Below are 17,527 nucleotides of genomic sequence, written 5' to 3' on the forward strand. Positions count from 1 at the left end.
TCATGCCGGGCGACAATGTGACGATGGAAGTAAGCCTGATTCAACCGGTAGCGATGGAAGAAGGCCTGCGTTTTGCGATCCGCGAGGGCGGCCGCACGGTAGGCGCCGGTGTTGTAACTGAAATTATTGAGTAAAGAAGTGAGTTCAGGTTTCTGCACAAAATTGCAAGGGGAATAGGCTTCTTTTGAGGTCTGTTCTCTCTGCATATACGGGTGTAGCTCAATTGGCAGAGCAGCGGTCTCCAAAACCGAAGGTTGTGGGTTCAAGTCCTTCCACCCGTGCAAGTTTAGAAATTGATTATTAAATCATGGATAGTATAAAAGAGTATTTAAAAGATGTGCAAAAGGAGATGAGAAAAGTCTCCTGGCCTGATCAGCAGGAATTAGTTGATTACACTATTGTAGTTGTAGTTTTTACGATTCTATTGTCAGGATTTATTTTTGCAGTTGATCAGGTGTATAGCACAATATTAGAGGCCATTTATCAATGACACAAGAAGATCAACATGATTGGTATATAGTCCGTGTATTCTCTAATCACGAGAAAAAGGTAAAGCGTTATTTGGATCGTGAGATTGAGATGCAGGGTTTGGAAGACAAAATCAGTGAGGTGTTGATCCCTACTGAAACGGTTATTGAGATACGTTCTGGAAAGAAGCGTACCCGGGAAAAGAATTTTTTACCCGGATATATAATGCTTAAGACTATTTATGATGAAGAGGTAAATAACCTTATTCAAGGTGCTCCCTCAACTATTGGGTTTCTGAAGAGTAAGAATGAACATCAGCCCAAACCACTTCGAAAATCTGAAGTGAATAGAATCCTCGGACAAGTACAAGATAATGAGGATATGATGGAAGAAGGGGGTAAGATTGAAATTCCCTATGATGAAGGAGATGTTGTTAAGGTTATTGATGGTCCTTTTAAAGATTTTGATGGAACCGTACAAGAAGTTAATACAGATAAACTGAAATTACGCGTTCTTGTAAGTATTTTCGGTCGAAAGACCCCGGTTGAAGTTGGTGTGAACCAGGTAGAACCTGCAACTTGACCATATTATTAATCACTTGATGCAAAGTGAGCTATTACGCGGCAAACAAACATAAGTACAAGCAGTAAATTAAAATGGCAAAAAAAGTAGATCAAGTACTTAAGCTCCAGATTCGAGGCGGGCAGGCGAATCCTGCACCACCTGTAGGACCTGCTTTAGGGCAGGCTGGAATTAATATTATGGAGTTTTGTAAGGCTTTTAATGCTGCTACACAGGAAGATGCCGGTACTATTATTCCGGTTGAAATTACGGTGTATCAGGATAAGTCTTTTACATTCATAACTAAAACTCCACCTGCTGCAGTACTGCTAAAACAAGCTGCTGGGATTAAATCCGGTTCTGGTGAACCTAATCGAACAAAGGTTGGCCAAGTAACCTGGACTCAGTGCAAAGATATAGCAGAGCAGAAAATGAAAGATCTCAATGCATTTGAGATCGAGAATGCTGCAGAGATGATTGCAGGTACTGCCAGAAGTATGGGGCTGCGAGTGCTAAGAGATAAATAGAAGGTATAAAATTAATTTATGGCACAACGAGGAAAAAAATACCAAGAGGCCGCAAAGCTCATAGATCCCGAGTTGGAATATACTCTGGAGGAAGCATGTGATCTTGTGAAGAAAACCTCTACGGTTAACTTCGATGCATCTGTCGATTTAGATTTACGTCTGGGAGTTGATCCCCGGCACGCCGATCAGATGGTACGTGGTTCTGTTACCTTACCGCATGGTACAGGTAAAGAAGTACGTGTATTAGCTTTGGTTAACGAAGCTAAACAAGAAGAAGCCGAAGAGGCCGGAGCAGATCATGTTGGTCTCGACGAGTATATTGAAAAAATTGAAGAAGGATGGACTGACGTTGATGTAATTATAGCTACTCCTGATGTGATGGGGCAAATAGGTAAACTTGGACGCATTTTGGGTCCACGTGGATTGATGCCTAATCCCAAGAGTGGTACCGTTACGAACGATGTTGCTGATGCAATTGATGAAGCTAAATCTGGTAAGATTGATTTCCGTGTAGACAAGTATGGTATTCTACATGCATCAATCGGACGAATTAGCTTTGATGCCAGCGAGATTCGTGAAAACGCTTTGGAATTTATGCGCACGGTAATGCGGCTCCGACCCGCTTCTGCAAAAGGATTATATATCAGAAGCGCGTTTATGAGCTCATCCATGGGCCCAAGTATTCCATTGAGTCGTTCATCTATAATTTCTGCATAAAGAATAAATAGGAACTAAATAATGCCAACATTAGCAGAAAAGAAAGCAACTGTTGAACAAATTACCGAAGATCTGCAATCTTCTGGTGCTGTTTATATCACCAATTATTCAGGCATGTCGGTAAAGGAAGTCAACAATATGCGTGGCGAATTCTTTAAAGGCGATATCAAGTATAAAGTATATAAAAATACCTTGGTAAAGCGAGCCATGGACGAAGTTGGAGGATATGAAGATTTGTATCCCCACTTGGTTGAACAAAATGGTTTTGCCTTTGTAGAAGAAGAGCTTGCCGCACCAGCAAAAGTGATTAAAAAACTATTTGAGGAAACAGAAAAGCCAAAGTTTAAGGCTGCCATCATCGACGGAGATTATTACGGTGAGGATGAGCTTGAGACACTGGCTGCTATGAAGTCTAAGACCGAAGTTATTGGAGACATTGTTGGTCTCTTGCTTGGTCCTGTTTCTAATGTTGTAGGTGCTTTACAAGCTCCCGGTCGTAACATTGCCGGAGCCCTTGAAACAATCGCTGAAAAAGGCGACGAATAACAATTACTAACACACGAATTTTCAATTCATAAAGATCAATCGGAGAAATAACAATGGCTGACGTTAAAGATTTAGCTGAACAATTAGTCAACTTAACTGTAAAGGAAGCAAATGAACTTGCTGAATTTCTTGAAGAAGAATACGGCATTGAGCCTGCAACCGGAGGTGCTGTAGTAGCAGCCGGTGGCGGAGAAGGTGGCGGCGAAGAAGAACAAACTGAATTCGATGTTGTTCTTACTGGTGCCGGAGACAAGAAGATTGCTGTTATTAAAGAAGTTCGCAGCATAACTGGTCTCGGTCTTAAAGAAGCCAAGGAATTGGTTGATAATGCACCGAACCCAATTAAAGAAGCCGTCTCTAAAGAAGAAGCTGAAGACCTTAAGTCTAAGCTTGAAGACGCAGGCGCTGAAGTTGAGCTTAAGTAATTAGCGCTCAATTACATACTTTTAGTCATTAGCCAATATCGTATTTACGGTATTGGCTATTGGCGTCTATTTGCATGCTAATTATTCACTTTGTATAAAGTGTATGTAAAGCGGCAAATTCAGCTCATCATCATCTTTTAATTTTAAAGGAGAGGTTCCTTTTGAATAAACAAAGTAAAATGGAGAAAATACCTTTCACCGACCGCTTATCATTTGGGAGTACCGAACATGTGCTTGACTATCCTGATTTTTTGGATATCCAGCTTGAATCGTTCAGTAACTTTACCCAATTAGATATTGCTCCTGAAGACAGAAAAAATCAAGGTCTTCAAAAGATATTCAATAACAACTTCCCTATTCAGGATTCTCGTGAAACTCATATCTTGGAGTTCATGCATTATAGCGTGGATACTCCAAAGTATAATATCAAAGAATGCCAGGAACGAGGGCTTTCGTACGCCGTACCTTTGAAGGCAAAGCTTCGTCTTTCTGCAGTTGACGATGATGACGAGACTACGGAAACTATTGAGCAGGAAGTGTTTTTAGGCGATTTGCCTTGGATGACGGAGAAGGGAAGCTTTATCGTCAATGGTTCTGAACGGGTCATTGTAAGTCAATTGCACCGATCACCAGGTGCCTTTTTTGGACAAAATGTTCACCCCAATGGCACCCAGCTTTACAACGCAAAAGTTATTCCTTTTAAGGGGTCTTGGATTGAGTTTTCTACTGATATCCGGGATGTGCTTTGGGCATATATAGATCGTAAGAAGAAGGTCCCTTTCACTACTTTATTGCGTGCTTTAGGTTACTCTTCTGATGAGGAGCTCTTCAACCTGTTTGGCGGAACGGAGCTTTTAGAAATTGAGTCAAAAAAGCAGTATAAGAAAGAGCTTGTAGGTCGTCGCCTTGCTACGGATGTCGTAGAAGAAAAGATGGAAGAAGTTATTGATGATGAGACCGGCGAAGTTACCGAGGCTCTTAATCGCGAAGTGCTTTTAGAAGTTGATCATGAGCTGACGGAAGATGATTACGGAATGCTGCAAGAAGCGGGCTTAGAAAAAGTACGTGTACAAACGCTTGAGCCTGAAGAATCTGAGCGTGATGTGTTTATGAACACGATGCGTAAAGATCCTTCTCATGATGAAGAATCTGCACTGGCTGAAATTTATCGCCAGATTAGAACAGGTGAAATGCCGGATGCTGAAACGGCTCGACAAGTGCTCGAACGTCTGTTTTTTAGTGACAAGAAGTATGATCTCGGCGAAGTTGGTCGTTATCGTCTGAATAAGCGTCTGAAGATAGACGTGGATATGGATACGCGATATCTAACACCTGAGGATATCTTGGCGATTATTAGAGAAATTATTCGCCTTAAGAATATGAAAGCTCAGGTGGATGATATTGATCACTTGAGTAACCGTCGTGTACGTACAATAGGTGAGCAAATTTCGCAACAGTTTTCTATTGGACTTGCTCGCATGTCACGTACTATTAAGGAGCGGATGAACTCCCGTGATGCTGAGCAGTTGACGCCTCAAGATTTGGTTAACGCTCGTACCATTTCATCGGTTATTAACACATTCTTTGGTACGAACCAGCTGTCGCAGTTTATGGACCAGACTAACCCGATGGCAACGTTGACGCACAAGCGACGTATGTCGGCGTTAGGACCGGGTGGTTTGACGCGAGAGCGAGCAGGGTTTGAAGTTCGTGACGTTCACTATACACACTACGGACGCCTGTGCCCAATTGAAACACCAGAGGGTCCAAATATTGGGTTGATTACCTCGCTTTGTGTGCATTCAAAAGTGAATGATTTCGGATTTCTTGAAACTCCTTATCGTAAGATTGAGGATGGAAGGGCAACAAAAGATATTGAATACCTTTCTGCCGAGCAGGAGGATGAGACGATTATTGCACAGGCGAATGCTCCTATTGATGAAAAAGGAGTATTCAAGAATAACAATATTTTCTCTCGTTTCCGTGATGGTGAAGTTGGTTTGGCTGATCCGGAAGAGATACATTATATGGATGTTTCCACAAACCAAATTGCATCGGTGGCCGCATCGTTAATTCCATTTGTGGAGCACAATGATGCGAACAGAGCTCTTATGGGAGCTAACATGCAGCGTCAGGCGGTGCCATTGCTTCGTCCCGAAGCTCCTGTAGTTGGAACTGGACTCGAACACCGTGCTGCAAAAGATTCCCGTGCAATTATTACTGCTGACGAAGATGGTGAGGTTGTTTACGTGAGTGCTAAAGAAATTCACGTAAAATATGATCGTACCGATATGGAACAGCAGTGTTACTTTGATGAGGGAATTAAGAAGTATAAGCTGGAGAAGTTTCAGCGTACTAATCAGGATACAACCATTAACCAGACACCAATTGTTGAAGTTGGTGACAAGGTTAAGAAAGGAGAAACACTTGCCGATGGTTGCGCAACGGATCAGGGTGAACTTGCTCTGGGACGTAACGTTCTTATTGGATTCGTACCTTGGAGAGGTTATAACTTTGAGGATGCGATTGTGGTAAGTGAGCGTGTTGTTCAGGAAGATATGTACACCTCAATTCATATTGAAGAATTTGAACAAGAGGTGCGTGATACGAAACGTGGTGAAGAGGAACTTACGCGTGAAATTCCGAATGTAAGCGAAGATGCTACTAAAGATCTTGATGAGCAAGGAATTATCCGTACGGGTGCTCAAATAAGTCACGGCGATATCCTTGTTGGTAAAATTACCCCTAAAGGGGAAACCGATCCTACCCCAGAAGAAAAACTTCTGCGAGCTATTTTCGGTGATAAGGCCGGTGATGTGAAAGATGCATCGCTGAAAGTGCCTCCCGGAGTTAAGGGAACGGTTATTGATACCAAGCTCTTTAGCCGTAAGCGTGATGAGCAGATTTCTCGTAAAGAGGAGAAAAAGCAGGTAGAGCTTGAAAATGAGCGTCATCAAGAAAAAATTGATGAGCTCAATAGTAAGATGGTAGATAAGCTTTATACCTTGCTGAGAGATAAAACGTCACCTGGCGTTTATGATTTTAATGGTATTGAGCTTATTCCAAAAGGTGAAAAATATCGAAAATCAGATTTCGAAGAGCTTGATCCTGTAAACATTAACGAAAATATCCAGTGGGCTACTGATGATGAATTAGTAGAACACGTGCGATTGCTCTTTAAGAATTATCGGGATCTGCGTCGTGAGATTGATACTGAAGCCAAGCGTCGTAAATATCAGATTCAGGTTGGCGATGATTTACCACCAGGAATTATCCAAAAAGCCAAAGTTTATGTTGCTAAAAAGCGTAAACTTCAAGTAGGTGATAAGCTTTCTGGTCGACACGGTAACAAGGGTGTGATCGCGAAAGTGGTACCCGTTGAAGATATGCCGTATATGAAAGATGGTACGCCGGTTGATATTTGTTTGAATCCGCTGGGAGTACCTTCTCGAATGAACCTTGGTCAGATTTATGAAACCATTCTGGGATGGGCTGCCAAAAAACTTGGTGTTAAGTTTGCATCACCCATTTTTGACGGTGCCAGCGAAGATCAGGTTAAAGAGAAAATGCGTGAAGCGGGATTACCGGAAGATGGCCGCGTAACTTTATACGATGGTCGTACCGGTGAACCGATGGATCAAAAATCTACGGTTGGATACATGTATATCCTGAAGTTGAATCACCTGATTCAGGATAAGATGCATGCCCGTTCTATTGGACCATATTCTCTTATTACACAACAGCCACTGGGCGGTAAAGCACAGTTTGGTGGTCAGCGTCTTGGTGAGATGGAGGTTTGGGCACTGTATGCATATGGTGCTTCAAGTATCCTAAAAGAGATGCTTACTGTAAAAAGTGATGATGTGAAAGGCCGTTCTCGTGTTTATGAGGCGATTGTAAAAGGTGAAAACTTGCCTGAAGGCGATGTACCAGAATCATTTAAGGTACTACTACGCGAAATGATGGGGCTTGGCCTTGAAGTTCACATCGACTAATTAGAAATACAGAATTTGCACTGTTAAATAAAGTCAATCCGGAGGTACTTCCTTGCCGACTACTAATACATTAACAGTTTCGAAAGACTTCGATAAAATTGGTATTTCCCTTGCGTCGCCAGAGACTATTCTCTCGCGGTCGCATGGCGAAGTCTTGACTCCCGAAACAATCAACTATCGTACATTTAAACCGGAAATGGATGGTCTTTTCTGTGAAAAGATCTTCGGTCCGGTAAAAGACTATGAATGCCATTGTGGCAAATACAAACGAATCCGTTATAAAGGGATTATTTGTGATCGCTGTGGTGTTGAGGTAACCCGAAAAGCGGTTCGTCGCGAACGTATGGGGCATATTTCCCTTACCGTTCCGGTTGTTCACATTTGGTACTTCAAGTCGCTGCCAAACAAGCTTGCATACCTCTTGGGATATTCTTCAAAGAATCTCGAGAAGATTGTCTATTACGAGACGTATGTTATAATGAATCCCGGGGTAGCCCGTGACCTTGGTTACAAGAAGGGTGACCTGATTTCTGAAGAAGAATATTACGACATCCAGGAACAACTTCCCGAAGATCAGTGGGAGATGGATGACGATGATGAAGATAAGTTTCGGGCAAAAGAAGGTGCCGAAGCTATCGAAGAGCTTCTGGCTACTCAGGATCTTGATGAGTTAGCTTATCGTCTGCGTTATGAGGCTCGTAACGAGACTTCGCAGATGCGTAAGAAGAAAAAGTTGAAGCGCCTGCAGGTTATTGAATCATTCCGTGCAGCGAACCAACATACTGAAAACCGTCCCGAGTGGATGGTACAGAGTGTAATTCCTGTTATACCTCCGGAATTACGTCCACTCGTACCCCTTGAAGGTGGTCGTTTTGCGACTTCTGACCTTAACGACCTTTATCGTCGTGTGATCATTCGAAATAACCGACTTAAGCGTCTGATTGATATTAAGGCGCCTGATGTTATCCTGCGTAACGAGAAGCGCATGCTGCAGGAGGCGGTTGATTCGCTGTATGATAATTCGCGAAAATCAAATGCGGTACGAAATAATAACCGACCATTAAAATCTCTCAGTGATATGCTGAAAGGTAAAAGTGGTCGATTCCGTCAGAACTTGCTCGGTAAGCGTGTTGATTATTCTGGGCGTTCGGTGATTGTGGTTGGGCCTGAACTGAAAATGCATCAGTGTGGTCTGCCTAAAGAGATGGCCGTTGAATTGTATAAGCCGTTTATTATTCGCCGCTTGATTGAGCGTGGATATGTCAAGACGGTTAAGTCTGCGAAAAAAGTAGTAGATCGCCGTGATGCGGTTGTTTGGGAAGTCCTTGAAAATGTGATTGACGGACACCCTGTACTGCTTAACCGTGCACCGACGCTTCACCGATTGGGGATTCAGGCATTTCAGCCGGTTCTTATTGAGGAAAAAGCAATTCGATTGCACCCACTGGCATGTACCGCTTACAACGCTGACTTTGACGGTGACCAGATGGCGGTTCACTTGCCATTGAGTCACGATGCAGTTCTTGAAGCATCCGTATTGATGCTTGGTTCGCATAACCTGTTGAGTCCGGCAAACGGTGGACCAATTGCGGTACCTTCGCAGGATATGGTCTTGGGTATTTATTACTTGACCAAAATGAGAGGTGATCAGCGAGGAGAAGGTAAAACGTTTGCTAACCTCGATGAGGTATTGATTGCTTACGATCGCGATCGTATTGATCTGCATGCGAAGATTAATCTCCGTATCACCAAAGAGAATGAAGATGGTGAAAAAGTACAGGAGATTGTGAAGACAACAACCGGCCGAGTTCTGTTCAACAAGATTCTGCCGGATGCTATGGAATTTGTAAACAAGACACTCGGCAAGAAAGAGTTGCGGGTACTCATTGGAGATATCCACTACAAAGTGGGTACCGCCCGTACTGCAGAATTTCTTGACGATATGAAACGTCTTGGTTTCGAAGAAGCTACAACGGGAGGTATCTCGTTTAGCTTGGAAGATATCGTTATTCCTGAAGAGAAAGATAAACTGCTCGAAAAAGCCCAGGACGAAGTAGCTGAGATTGATCAGCGTTACGAGATGGGTTTCATTACGGATAACGAGCGTTATAATCAGGTTATTGATAAGTGGACCAGTACTACAAACCGTGTTTCTGAATCTCTTTTCGAAGCACTGACTTCAGATCGAGAAGGGTTTAACCCGGTGTTTATGATGGCTGATTCTGGAGCTCGTGGTTCTAAAGAGCAGATCCGTCAGCTTGGTGGTATGCGTGGACTGATGGCGAAGCCACAGAAAAGTTCACAACAAGAAGGGAACGAAGTTATTGAGAACCCTATTCTCTCGTCTTTTAAAGAGGGACTAACGGTTCTTGAGTACTTTATCTCTACGCACGGTGCTCGTAAGGGTCTGGCTGATACGGCTCTTAAAACAGCTGATGCCGGTTACCTAACACGACGACTGGTTGATGTATCACAGGATATCATTATTAATGAACAGGATTGTGGTACGCTCCGTGGAATTAAGATGAAGGCTCTCAAAGATAACGAGGATGTTATCGAGAGTCTGGAAGATCGTATCTTGGGTCGGGTATCACTGCACGATATTTATGATCCTATTACTGACGAGCTTCTTTGCGAAGCTAATCAGATGATTGATGAAGATGTAGCACAAAGTATTGCTGAAACATCAATTGAAGAAGTTGAGATACGTTCAGTACTTACTTGTGAGACAGAGCGAGGAGTTTGCTCGAAGTGTTATGGACGAGATCTGTCACGTAATACGATGGTTCAGGTTGGTGAAGCTGTGGGAGTTATTGCAGCACAATCCATTGGTGAGCCCGGTACGCAGTTGACACTTCGAACATTCCACGTTGGTGGTACGGCTTCGCGCGTTGAGTCAGAATCAATGCACAAGACCAAGTTTGAAGGAAAGGTCGAGTTTGAAAACGTTCGTTCTGTTGAATACGATGATGGTGAGGAAATTCACGATGTTGTTCTCAGTCGAGCAGGAGAAATCAAGATTCTTGATGAAGAAGGTAAGGAGCTTATATCGTACAATGTGCCTTATGGTTCAGAGCTCTTGGTTGAAGAGGGTGATGAAGTGCCAAAAGGAGTACCACTTTGTACCTGGGATCCTTATAACGCCAATATTTATGCTGAGATTGACGGTGTTGTTGAGTACAAGGATATTCTTGAAGATATTACCTTTACCGAGGAGACGGATGCTCAAACCGGTCACCGTGAGAAAGTAGTGATTGATTCAAAAGATCGCTCATTAATTCCAACGTTGTTGGTGAAAGGCGATGATGATCGAGTTCGTGAGAAAACGCTTCCGGTTGATACTCACATCGTTATTGATGATGGTGAAGATGTTTCAGCTGGCCAGGTTCTTGCTAAGATTCCACGTTCTACCGGACAGTCAAAAGATATTACGGCGGGTCTGCCGCGTGTAACTGAGCTTTTTGAAGCTCGTTCACCGAGTGATCCTGCTGCGGTATCCGAAATTGACGGTATTGTCAAGATGGGTGGTCGTAAGCGTGGTAAACAGGAAGTTATTGTTGAAAGTAAGGACGGCAAGACGGAAAAAACATATCTCATTTCTCTTTCCAAGCACATTCTGGTGCAGGAGAATGATTATGTTGAAGCCGGTCAGCAGCTATCTGATGGTACAATCCCGGCCGAAGAGATTCTGAATATTCTCGGTCCATATGCTGTACAGTCTTACCTTGTGAATGAGATTCAGGAGGTTTATCGACTGCAGGGTGTGAAGATCAATGACAAGCACATTGAGACCATCGTTCGTACAATGATGCAGAAAGTGGAAGTTACTGATCCGGGAGATACTATGTATCTCGAAGGAGATAAAGTTGACCGCTTTGAGCTGAACAATAAGAATGATGATCTTATTGGAAAATATGTTGTTACCGATCCCGGCGGAAGCGAACTTAAGCAGGGTACTCTGCTAACGCGCCGCGAGGTACGAGATACAAATAATGAACTTATTAGGGAAGGTCTGGATGAAATTGAGACACGTGAAGCCGAACCGGCAATTTCTAAGCCGATATTGTTAGGTATTACACGTGCAGCCCTCTCAACTGAGAGCTGGTTATCTGCTGCTTCATTCCAGGAGACTACAAAAGTACTGACACAAGCATCTATTGAGGCAAAGAAAGATACACTTCAAGGTCTCAAAGAAAATGTTATTGTCGGACACAAAGTACCTGCTGGTACGGGTCTCCGTAAGTATGATGATCTTATTGTCGGTAAGAAAGAAGAGCTTGATGAAGATGAGCAAGATGTTGCAAAAGTCTTTGATGAGCTTGCCGGATCTGAAGGCAATGGAGAAGAAGAGGCTGCAAAACCAGCTGCTGAAGAGGATGAGTCTTAATTGACCTTCACTTACAGATATAAAAGAAAAGAGCCCGACTGTTTAAGTCGGGCTCTTTTTATTAAAACCAATAAATAAAGAGAACCTATTTATTTTAAAATCGTTTTAGAAATTACGACTTCTCTTTTGTACTATTTTGGTTCGTTTCTTTTGAGTCGTCAATAGTCTCCAAGAGATCTTCAGCTTCTCGTATTAGATCTTGTGCACGATCGCGTGCATCTTCTACTACCAAGTTACCTTGACGTTTCGCTTCTGATATGGCTTCTTTCTCTTCAGAAAGACGATCTATCAGATGGGTAAGTTCATCTAAGTAAGAGCTTAAGCGATAGCTGAGAATATCCCTTGTATTGCTTCCTTTGTCTGGAGCATAAAGTAATGCTATTGCCGATCCAATCACGGCTCCGGATAATAAACCGAGTGTAAAGTCTTTTGATTTACTCATAATTAATTGCTGCCTCCTGTAGCCTATTTTCAAATAGCTTTAAATGATTATGATATTATATATTGCTAACGTTTTATCTGAAGGTTTAATATGCAATTATCTATAGTTATTTAAAAATTTTAGCAACATTTCATAAACTACTTTGGGGTTGGATTCAAGCATAGTAATTCTTGTAATAACGTACAATAGTTAGTATCCATATTAAGAAAAAGAAGCAATTTTTTTTATCTTAAGTTTACCAAAAAATAACTACCAAAGGACCAATCAACTATGAAATTTTTTATTGATACCGCTGATCTTGATGAAATTAAAGAAGCCAACGATTTAGGGATATTAGATGGTGTTACAACGAACCCAAGTTTGTGTGCAAAAATTGGTGTTGCTGATTTTGAAGGCCATATTGCAAAAATTTGTAATCTTGTTGATGGTGATGTTTCGGCTGAAGTTGTGTCCACGGAATATGATGAAATTATTTCCGAAGCACGACACTTGGCTGATATTGCCGATAATGTTGTAGTAAAAGTTCCCCTTATTAAGGATGGAATTAAAGCCATCAAAACGTTATCCGACGAAGGTATTCGCACCAACTGTACGCTCTGTTTTTCAGCAACGCAAGCTTTGATAGCCGCTAAAGCGGGGGCTACCTACATTTCGCCATTTATCGGGCGGTTAGATGATATTTCGAGTGATGGTATGCAGCTTATCGCAGATGTGGTAACCATCTACGAAAATTATGGATTTGAAACAGAAGTGCTTGCAGCAAGTATTCGTCATCCAATGCATGTACTTGAATCTGCCCGACTGGGAGCTGATGTAGCTACGATGCCACTTAACGTGATCGACCAGCTTCTGCACCATCCTAAAACAGATAGTGGCTTAGAGCGTTTTCTTGATGACTGGAATGCACTCCAAGACGAGCTTAATTAGTAATAAATCGATTTATATATTCGTTTTTAAGTGCCCGGTATATCATGTGCCGGGCATTTTTATTTAACTTGATAAGAGCTTGAGATGGATCTTTTTAATGAAGAATCAGAATCGGGTCAAAGTAACCCCAAGTCCGACTTTGTAAATCCTCATGAACCGCTTGCTACCCGTATGCGGCCACGGTCTCTTGATGAGTTTGTTGGGCAGAATCATATTGTCGGAGAAGGAAAAATGCTGCGACGGATGATCGAGTCGGGTGTTATTGGATCACTTATTTTTTACGGTCCGCCAAGTTCCGGTAAAACAACGTTGGCACATGTCATATCCCGGGAAATAAATGCCCAATATATTGAGCTTAATGCTGTGCTCGATGGCATAAAGGATTTGCGAAAGGTGGTGGCCAAGGCTGAAAAGGTCCAGCAGATGAATGATCGTAAGACCATTCTTTTTGTTGATGAAATTCACCGTTGGAACAAGGCCCAGCAAGATGCGTTATTACCACATTTGGAATCAGGGGTGATTACATTAATTGGGGCGACCACAGAAAATCCCTTTTATTCGTTGGTAAGTCCGTTGTTATCACGATGCCAATTGTTTGAGTTGTATGATCTTACCACCGATCATGTTTTGAAAATGATTGACCGGTCGTTGGAGGATGAAGTGCGAGGTCTTGGAAAGAAAGAAATTGAGGTAACAGATGAGGCGAAGCAGCATTTAGCCGATTTTGCAGGGGGCGATATCCGTAATGCCATTAATGCCTTAGAAATAGCGGTTCTATCCAGTGAGGCTGATGAGGATGGTGTAATTCGCATTAATTTAGAAGTTGCAAAGGAATGTATTCAACGTCGCGGGGTGCGTTATGATGGCAGTGGAGACGAGCATTATCATTATGCATCAGCTTTTATAAAGTCGTTGCGTGGCTCGGATGTCGATGCAGCTCTGTATTGGATGGTCGCTATGTTAGAAGGCGGCGAAGATCCCAATTTTATTTTTAGGAGGATGCTTATTCAGGCTTCTGAGGATGTAGGGATGGCCGATCCCCATGCGCTTACGCTTGTAAATTCTGCGCACGAAGCATTTACCAAATGCGGAATGCCCGAAGGGTTGTATTTTCTGGCTCATGCGTGTATTTATGTAGCCCTGGCGCCCAAGAGCAATAGTACAGGGGCTGTATTTTCTGTACGCAGCGAAATTCAAAGCAATGGTATTGGTGAAGTACCCCCGCATTTAAGAGATAAAACAGCCAATTCTAAACAGTCGCGCTATTTGGGCGTTGAAAATGCTTCTGATGATTACCATTATCCGCATTCATATGATCATCATTGGGTTCCACAAGATTATCTGCCTGAAAGTGTAAAAGAGAAAAGCTGGTACGAAGCCGGTGCCATTGGCCGGGAAAGTAAGCTGTGGGATCGTATTGAAAAGATTAAAGAAGCATACGAAAAAGCGAACAAAGGGAAACGATAGAGTTAGTTTTCCCGTTAGGCTAAATTTAAGTATCGGTTGTTGAAAAATTACATGTAGGATATAGTAGAACTTAAACGTTTATTTATGGTTGACCTTAAAATTATCAGCGGTACGGATCGTCCAAATTCTAATGCCATGCGTGTTTCAACGTATGTGAAAGGATTATATCAGAAGGAAGGTATCGATACTGACATTATTGATCTGCAGGATTTTCCCTTATCAGAGGTGGCCGGAGGGAGATATGGTGAAGAGTTGCCAGCTGTTGATACGTTTGTTGATGCTGCCGTAACTGCTGATGGTTTGGTAATAGTATGTCCCGAATACAACGGGGGCTATCCGGGAATTTTGAAAATGTTTATCGACTATTTGCCTTTTCCAAACAGTCTTGACAAAAAGCCCATTGCACTTATTGGAGAAGCAAATGGTGCTTTTGGAGCGATGAGGGCGGTAGAACAGTTGCAGCAGGTTTTTGGATATAGAAATGCACACATCTATCCTGAGCGAGTATTTATATCTCGCATCAATGAAAACTTCGATGATGAAAAAGGCATCAAAAATGAATTCCAGCAACAGCTCCTGATATCACAAATAGAGGGATTTCCGCCGTTTATCAGAAATTTGCAAAAAAATGAGTCGTTGGTTTCTGGAAGTTAATTCATCTTAAGCATATATCCGACTCCATGTAAGGTAACCAAGTACTTGGGATCGTCGGGTTTGACCTCAATTTTGGAGCGTAACTTTGAGATATGTACATCCACGGTTCGTGTATTAGTGCTAAACTCATAGCGCCATACATTTTCCAAGAGATCGTCACGAGAAACCGGTTCATTGGAGTGAGAAACCAGATAGCGTATAAGCTCTACTTCGCGTGTGGTAAGTTCTAAATCTCCTTCTTCGGGATGTTCAGCTACAGCGTTAGACAAATCAACATGGATTGGGTCGAGATTGATTTCTTTGACGGGTTTCATCTTGGAGTAGGTATCGGAACGGCGTAAGCGGGCTTTAATGCGGGCCAGAAGTTCTTTTACTCCAAAAGGTTTTGTGATATAATCATCAGCTCCAATGTTTAAGCCCGTAACTTTATCTATTTCCTGATCCCGCGCTGTTAGCATGATAATGGGAAAGGTGTAATTCTGGTCACGTACTTCGCGACATACATCAAACCCACTCATTCCTGGCAGCATGAGATCTAAAATCATCAAATCCGGATCTTCCTCTTGGACAATGTCCACCGCCTTGTCGCCATCCTTTGCTACAAAAACATCATACCCTTCACTTGCCAATGTATCTTGAAGAGTGAAAACTAAACTCGGTTCATCTTCAACAATAACTATTTTTTTGGGATCAGCTGACATATTGTTTTAATGCTTTATTTTCTGATAAAGATTCGGTGGCGTTTTGTTCTGACTTAACAGAATCTTTGCTTTCGGAGGTATTCAAAATAGGAAATGTGATGATAAAAGTTGATCCTTGTCCCGGTTTACTTTCTACTTTTATCGTACCGCCATTGAGCTGTACTAAATTTTTTACGATTGATAATCCCAACCCGTGTCCTTTTGTCTTAGCGGTGAGGGAGTCTTCAATTCGAAAAAATTTATCAAATATATTCGACAGATTTTTCTTTTCAATGCCAATACCGTGATCCTCAATATGCATCTCAATATTCTTGGCTTGATTAAGCACTTTAATCCCTAAATACTTATGGTCATTACTATATTTTATAGCGTTATCAACCAGGTTACTGAGGATGGTTTCTAAACTATTGCGATCAATATTTGCCTGGGGTAAGGAATCATCAATATGGATATCGAGGTCAAAGTCTTGGGTCGTGAAAAACTTTTGATGCTTCTCGATGTATGACTGTACTACTTCGCCAATGTTTGTTGGCTTGGGGTTTATTAGCGATTCGCCGGCATTAGCTTTGGCGACATCCAATAGTTTATCAATCATTTTGCGGAGGCGAACAGCTTCGCTGTAAATATGATTGCCATAGCTTTTAAGTCTTTCTTGATCCTGAACGCGTCCATCAGAAAGGTTTTCCCCGGCAGCCTGCATTACGGAAAGCGGAGTCTTAAGTTCATGGGTCACGTTAGCCAAAAACTCTGACTGACGCTCTGCCAATGCACGTTCCTTGCGGGCATACCGAAACATGAAGACAAGTGCTCCAAGTAATAAGAGCATGGCTGCACCCAATACAATGAGGTTTCGAATCAGGGAAGTGTTGCTGGCTGCAATTGTTGATGCATCTGTAAAAGCTACTTCAATTTTCCAGTAGTCGAAAAAGTCAGGGAAGTTTTGGTCAAACTGGATCTGTTCCCGGTTATAGTCTGCCTCGGGATTGCTGCCAGTAATAATTTCTTCATTAGTCCAATCGCGGAGCCAAACATTCATGTCGGCATGATCATCATCCCCGAACTTTTCTGCAAAAACAGATGGGAGATAGGAATTTCTTAAAAAATCCTGGTTAAAAGGCATTACCAAATATCCAAAAATGTGATGTTCGGATGGATTAATGAGTACAATGGTTATACTGCGATGCGAATCGAAAATGACCTTATTATTATATTTGTACTCATCAATTAAGCTTTTGATCTGAGTACGGGCAATGCCCATCCCATCACAAACGATCGAAGAAAAATTGGAAGTAGGTCGGAACTCCTTTTCTGTGGTATACTCTAAAACAGAACCTTGTTGCTGGCATGCCTCTGAGGAGGAAGGGATGAAATAAATGGATTGATAAATGGAATCCTTGACAGCATTATTAAGTAGGTTAGTAACCTCTCTTGTGAACTGTCCATTATCCTTAAATTGATTCTCCAGGCGATTGATATCGGTTGATCCTAATCCAAAAAAGTCTTTAAAAAACCGATATCGGATTTTATCAGAAAACTCAGCAATCTGAAGCTTTTTATTTTCTCTTGAGGATTCCAGGGTATGTTCGTGTAGTGAGTAAAGCGAATACACATTCATGCCGGTAAGGGCCAAAATTGCAATTACGCCGGCAATTAAAATCCACTGTAGTGATCCATATTGTTTCATACTCATTGTAACATGGCTATCTGTTT

The 17,527-nt window shown here is 42.1% G+C and carries 15 protein-coding genes and 1 tRNA gene; 13 read left to right on the plus strand and 3 right to left on the minus strand.

What is annotated here, in order from left to right:
• From AAFH98_RS07365 to rpoC, 10 genes are all read left to right on the plus strand, one after another.
• Positions 1-134 (plus strand): EF-Tu C-terminal domain-related protein (locus AAFH98_RS07365; RefSeq protein WP_473730264.1); only part of this gene is annotated, 134 nt, incomplete at its 5' end.
• 74 nt (positions 135-208) lie between these two features.
• A tRNA-Trp gene (locus tag AAFH98_RS07370) sits at positions 209-281 on the plus strand.
• Between the two features lie 26 nt (positions 282-307).
• Entirely contained in the window at positions 308-490 is a 183-nt protein-coding gene (secE, locus tag AAFH98_RS07375) for a preprotein translocase subunit SecE (protein ID WP_342522056.1), read from the plus strand.
• On the plus strand, positions 487-1,050 hold the full coding sequence (gene nusG / locus AAFH98_RS07380; RefSeq protein WP_342522057.1) for a transcription termination/antitermination protein NusG: 564 nt from the start codon (positions 487-489) through the stop codon (positions 1,048-1,050). The genes secE and nusG overlap by 4 nt, the downstream gene beginning before the upstream one ends.
• Before the next feature lie 74 nt (positions 1,051-1,124).
• A complete protein-coding gene (gene rplK, locus AAFH98_RS07385; protein ID WP_342522058.1) occupies positions 1,125-1,556 on the plus strand; it encodes a 50S ribosomal protein L11 in 432 nt (143 codons plus the stop codon).
• Positions 1,557-1,574: 18 nt separating this feature from the next.
• A complete protein-coding gene (rplA, locus tag AAFH98_RS07390) occupies positions 1,575-2,273 on the plus strand; it encodes a 50S ribosomal protein L1 (protein ID WP_342522059.1) in 699 nt (232 codons plus the stop codon).
• 21 nt (positions 2,274-2,294) lie between these two features.
• Entirely contained in the window at positions 2,295-2,819 is a 525-nt protein-coding gene (gene rplJ, locus AAFH98_RS07395) for a 50S ribosomal protein L10 (protein ID WP_342522060.1), read from the plus strand.
• A gap of 53 nt (positions 2,820-2,872) precedes the next feature.
• On the plus strand, positions 2,873-3,244 hold the full coding sequence (gene rplL / locus AAFH98_RS07400) for a 50S ribosomal protein L7/L12 (RefSeq protein ID WP_322574752.1): 372 nt from the start codon (positions 2,873-2,875) through the stop codon (positions 3,242-3,244).
• A gap of 179 nt (positions 3,245-3,423) precedes the next feature.
• Positions 3,424-7,239, plus strand: a complete 3,816-nt coding sequence (rpoB, locus tag AAFH98_RS07405) for a DNA-directed RNA polymerase subunit beta (RefSeq protein ID WP_342522061.1) — start codon at positions 3,424-3,426, stop codon at positions 7,237-7,239.
• Between the two features lie 52 nt (positions 7,240-7,291).
• The gene (gene rpoC / locus AAFH98_RS07410) at positions 7,292-11,626 is read left to right on the plus strand and encodes a DNA-directed RNA polymerase subunit beta' (RefSeq protein ID WP_342522062.1); all 4,335 of its coding nucleotides are present in this window, start codon (positions 7,292-7,294) and stop codon (positions 11,624-11,626) included.
• Positions 11,627-11,738: 112 nt separating this feature from the next.
• Here the strand turns inward: rpoC and AAFH98_RS07415 are convergent, their stop codons facing one another.
• Positions 11,739-12,068, minus strand: coding sequence for a YtxH domain-containing protein (locus AAFH98_RS07415; RefSeq protein WP_342522063.1), 330 nt, complete (start codon positions 12,066-12,068; stop codon positions 11,739-11,741).
• 270 nt (positions 12,069-12,338) lie between these two features.
• Between AAFH98_RS07415 and fsa the strand changes: the two genes are divergently transcribed.
• From fsa to AAFH98_RS07430, 3 genes are all read left to right on the plus strand, one after another.
• A complete protein-coding gene (gene fsa, locus AAFH98_RS07420) occupies positions 12,339-12,995 on the plus strand; it encodes a fructose-6-phosphate aldolase (protein WP_342522064.1) in 657 nt (218 codons plus the stop codon).
• Positions 12,996-13,079: 84 nt separating this feature from the next.
• Positions 13,080-14,462 (plus strand): replication-associated recombination protein A, encoded by a 1,383-nt coding sequence (locus AAFH98_RS07425; RefSeq protein WP_342522065.1) that lies wholly within the window; start codon positions 13,080-13,082, stop codon positions 14,460-14,462.
• 84 nt (positions 14,463-14,546) lie between these two features.
• Entirely contained in the window at positions 14,547-15,116 is a 570-nt protein-coding gene (locus tag AAFH98_RS07430) for an NADPH-dependent FMN reductase (protein WP_342522066.1), read from the plus strand.
• On the opposite strand, the gene AAFH98_RS07435 is transcribed toward AAFH98_RS07430, so the two are convergent.
• Entirely contained in the window at positions 15,113-15,817 is a 705-nt protein-coding gene (locus tag AAFH98_RS07435; protein ID WP_342522067.1) for a response regulator transcription factor, read from the minus strand. The two genes, AAFH98_RS07430 and AAFH98_RS07435, sit on opposite strands and share 4 nt — an antisense overlap.
• On the minus strand, positions 15,807-17,507 hold the full coding sequence (locus tag AAFH98_RS07440; RefSeq protein ID WP_342522068.1) for a sensor histidine kinase: 1,701 nt from the start codon (positions 17,505-17,507) through the stop codon (positions 15,807-15,809). The genes AAFH98_RS07435 and AAFH98_RS07440 overlap by 11 nt, the downstream gene beginning before the upstream one ends.
• Positions 17,508-17,527 lie beyond the last annotated feature (20 nt).

Origin of the sequence: Fodinibius sp. Rm-B-1B1-1 (assembly GCF_038594945.1) — a bacterium.
GTDB classification, from domain to species: Bacteria; Bacteroidota; Rhodothermia; order Balneolales; family Balneolaceae; genus Fodinibius; species Fodinibius alkaliphilus.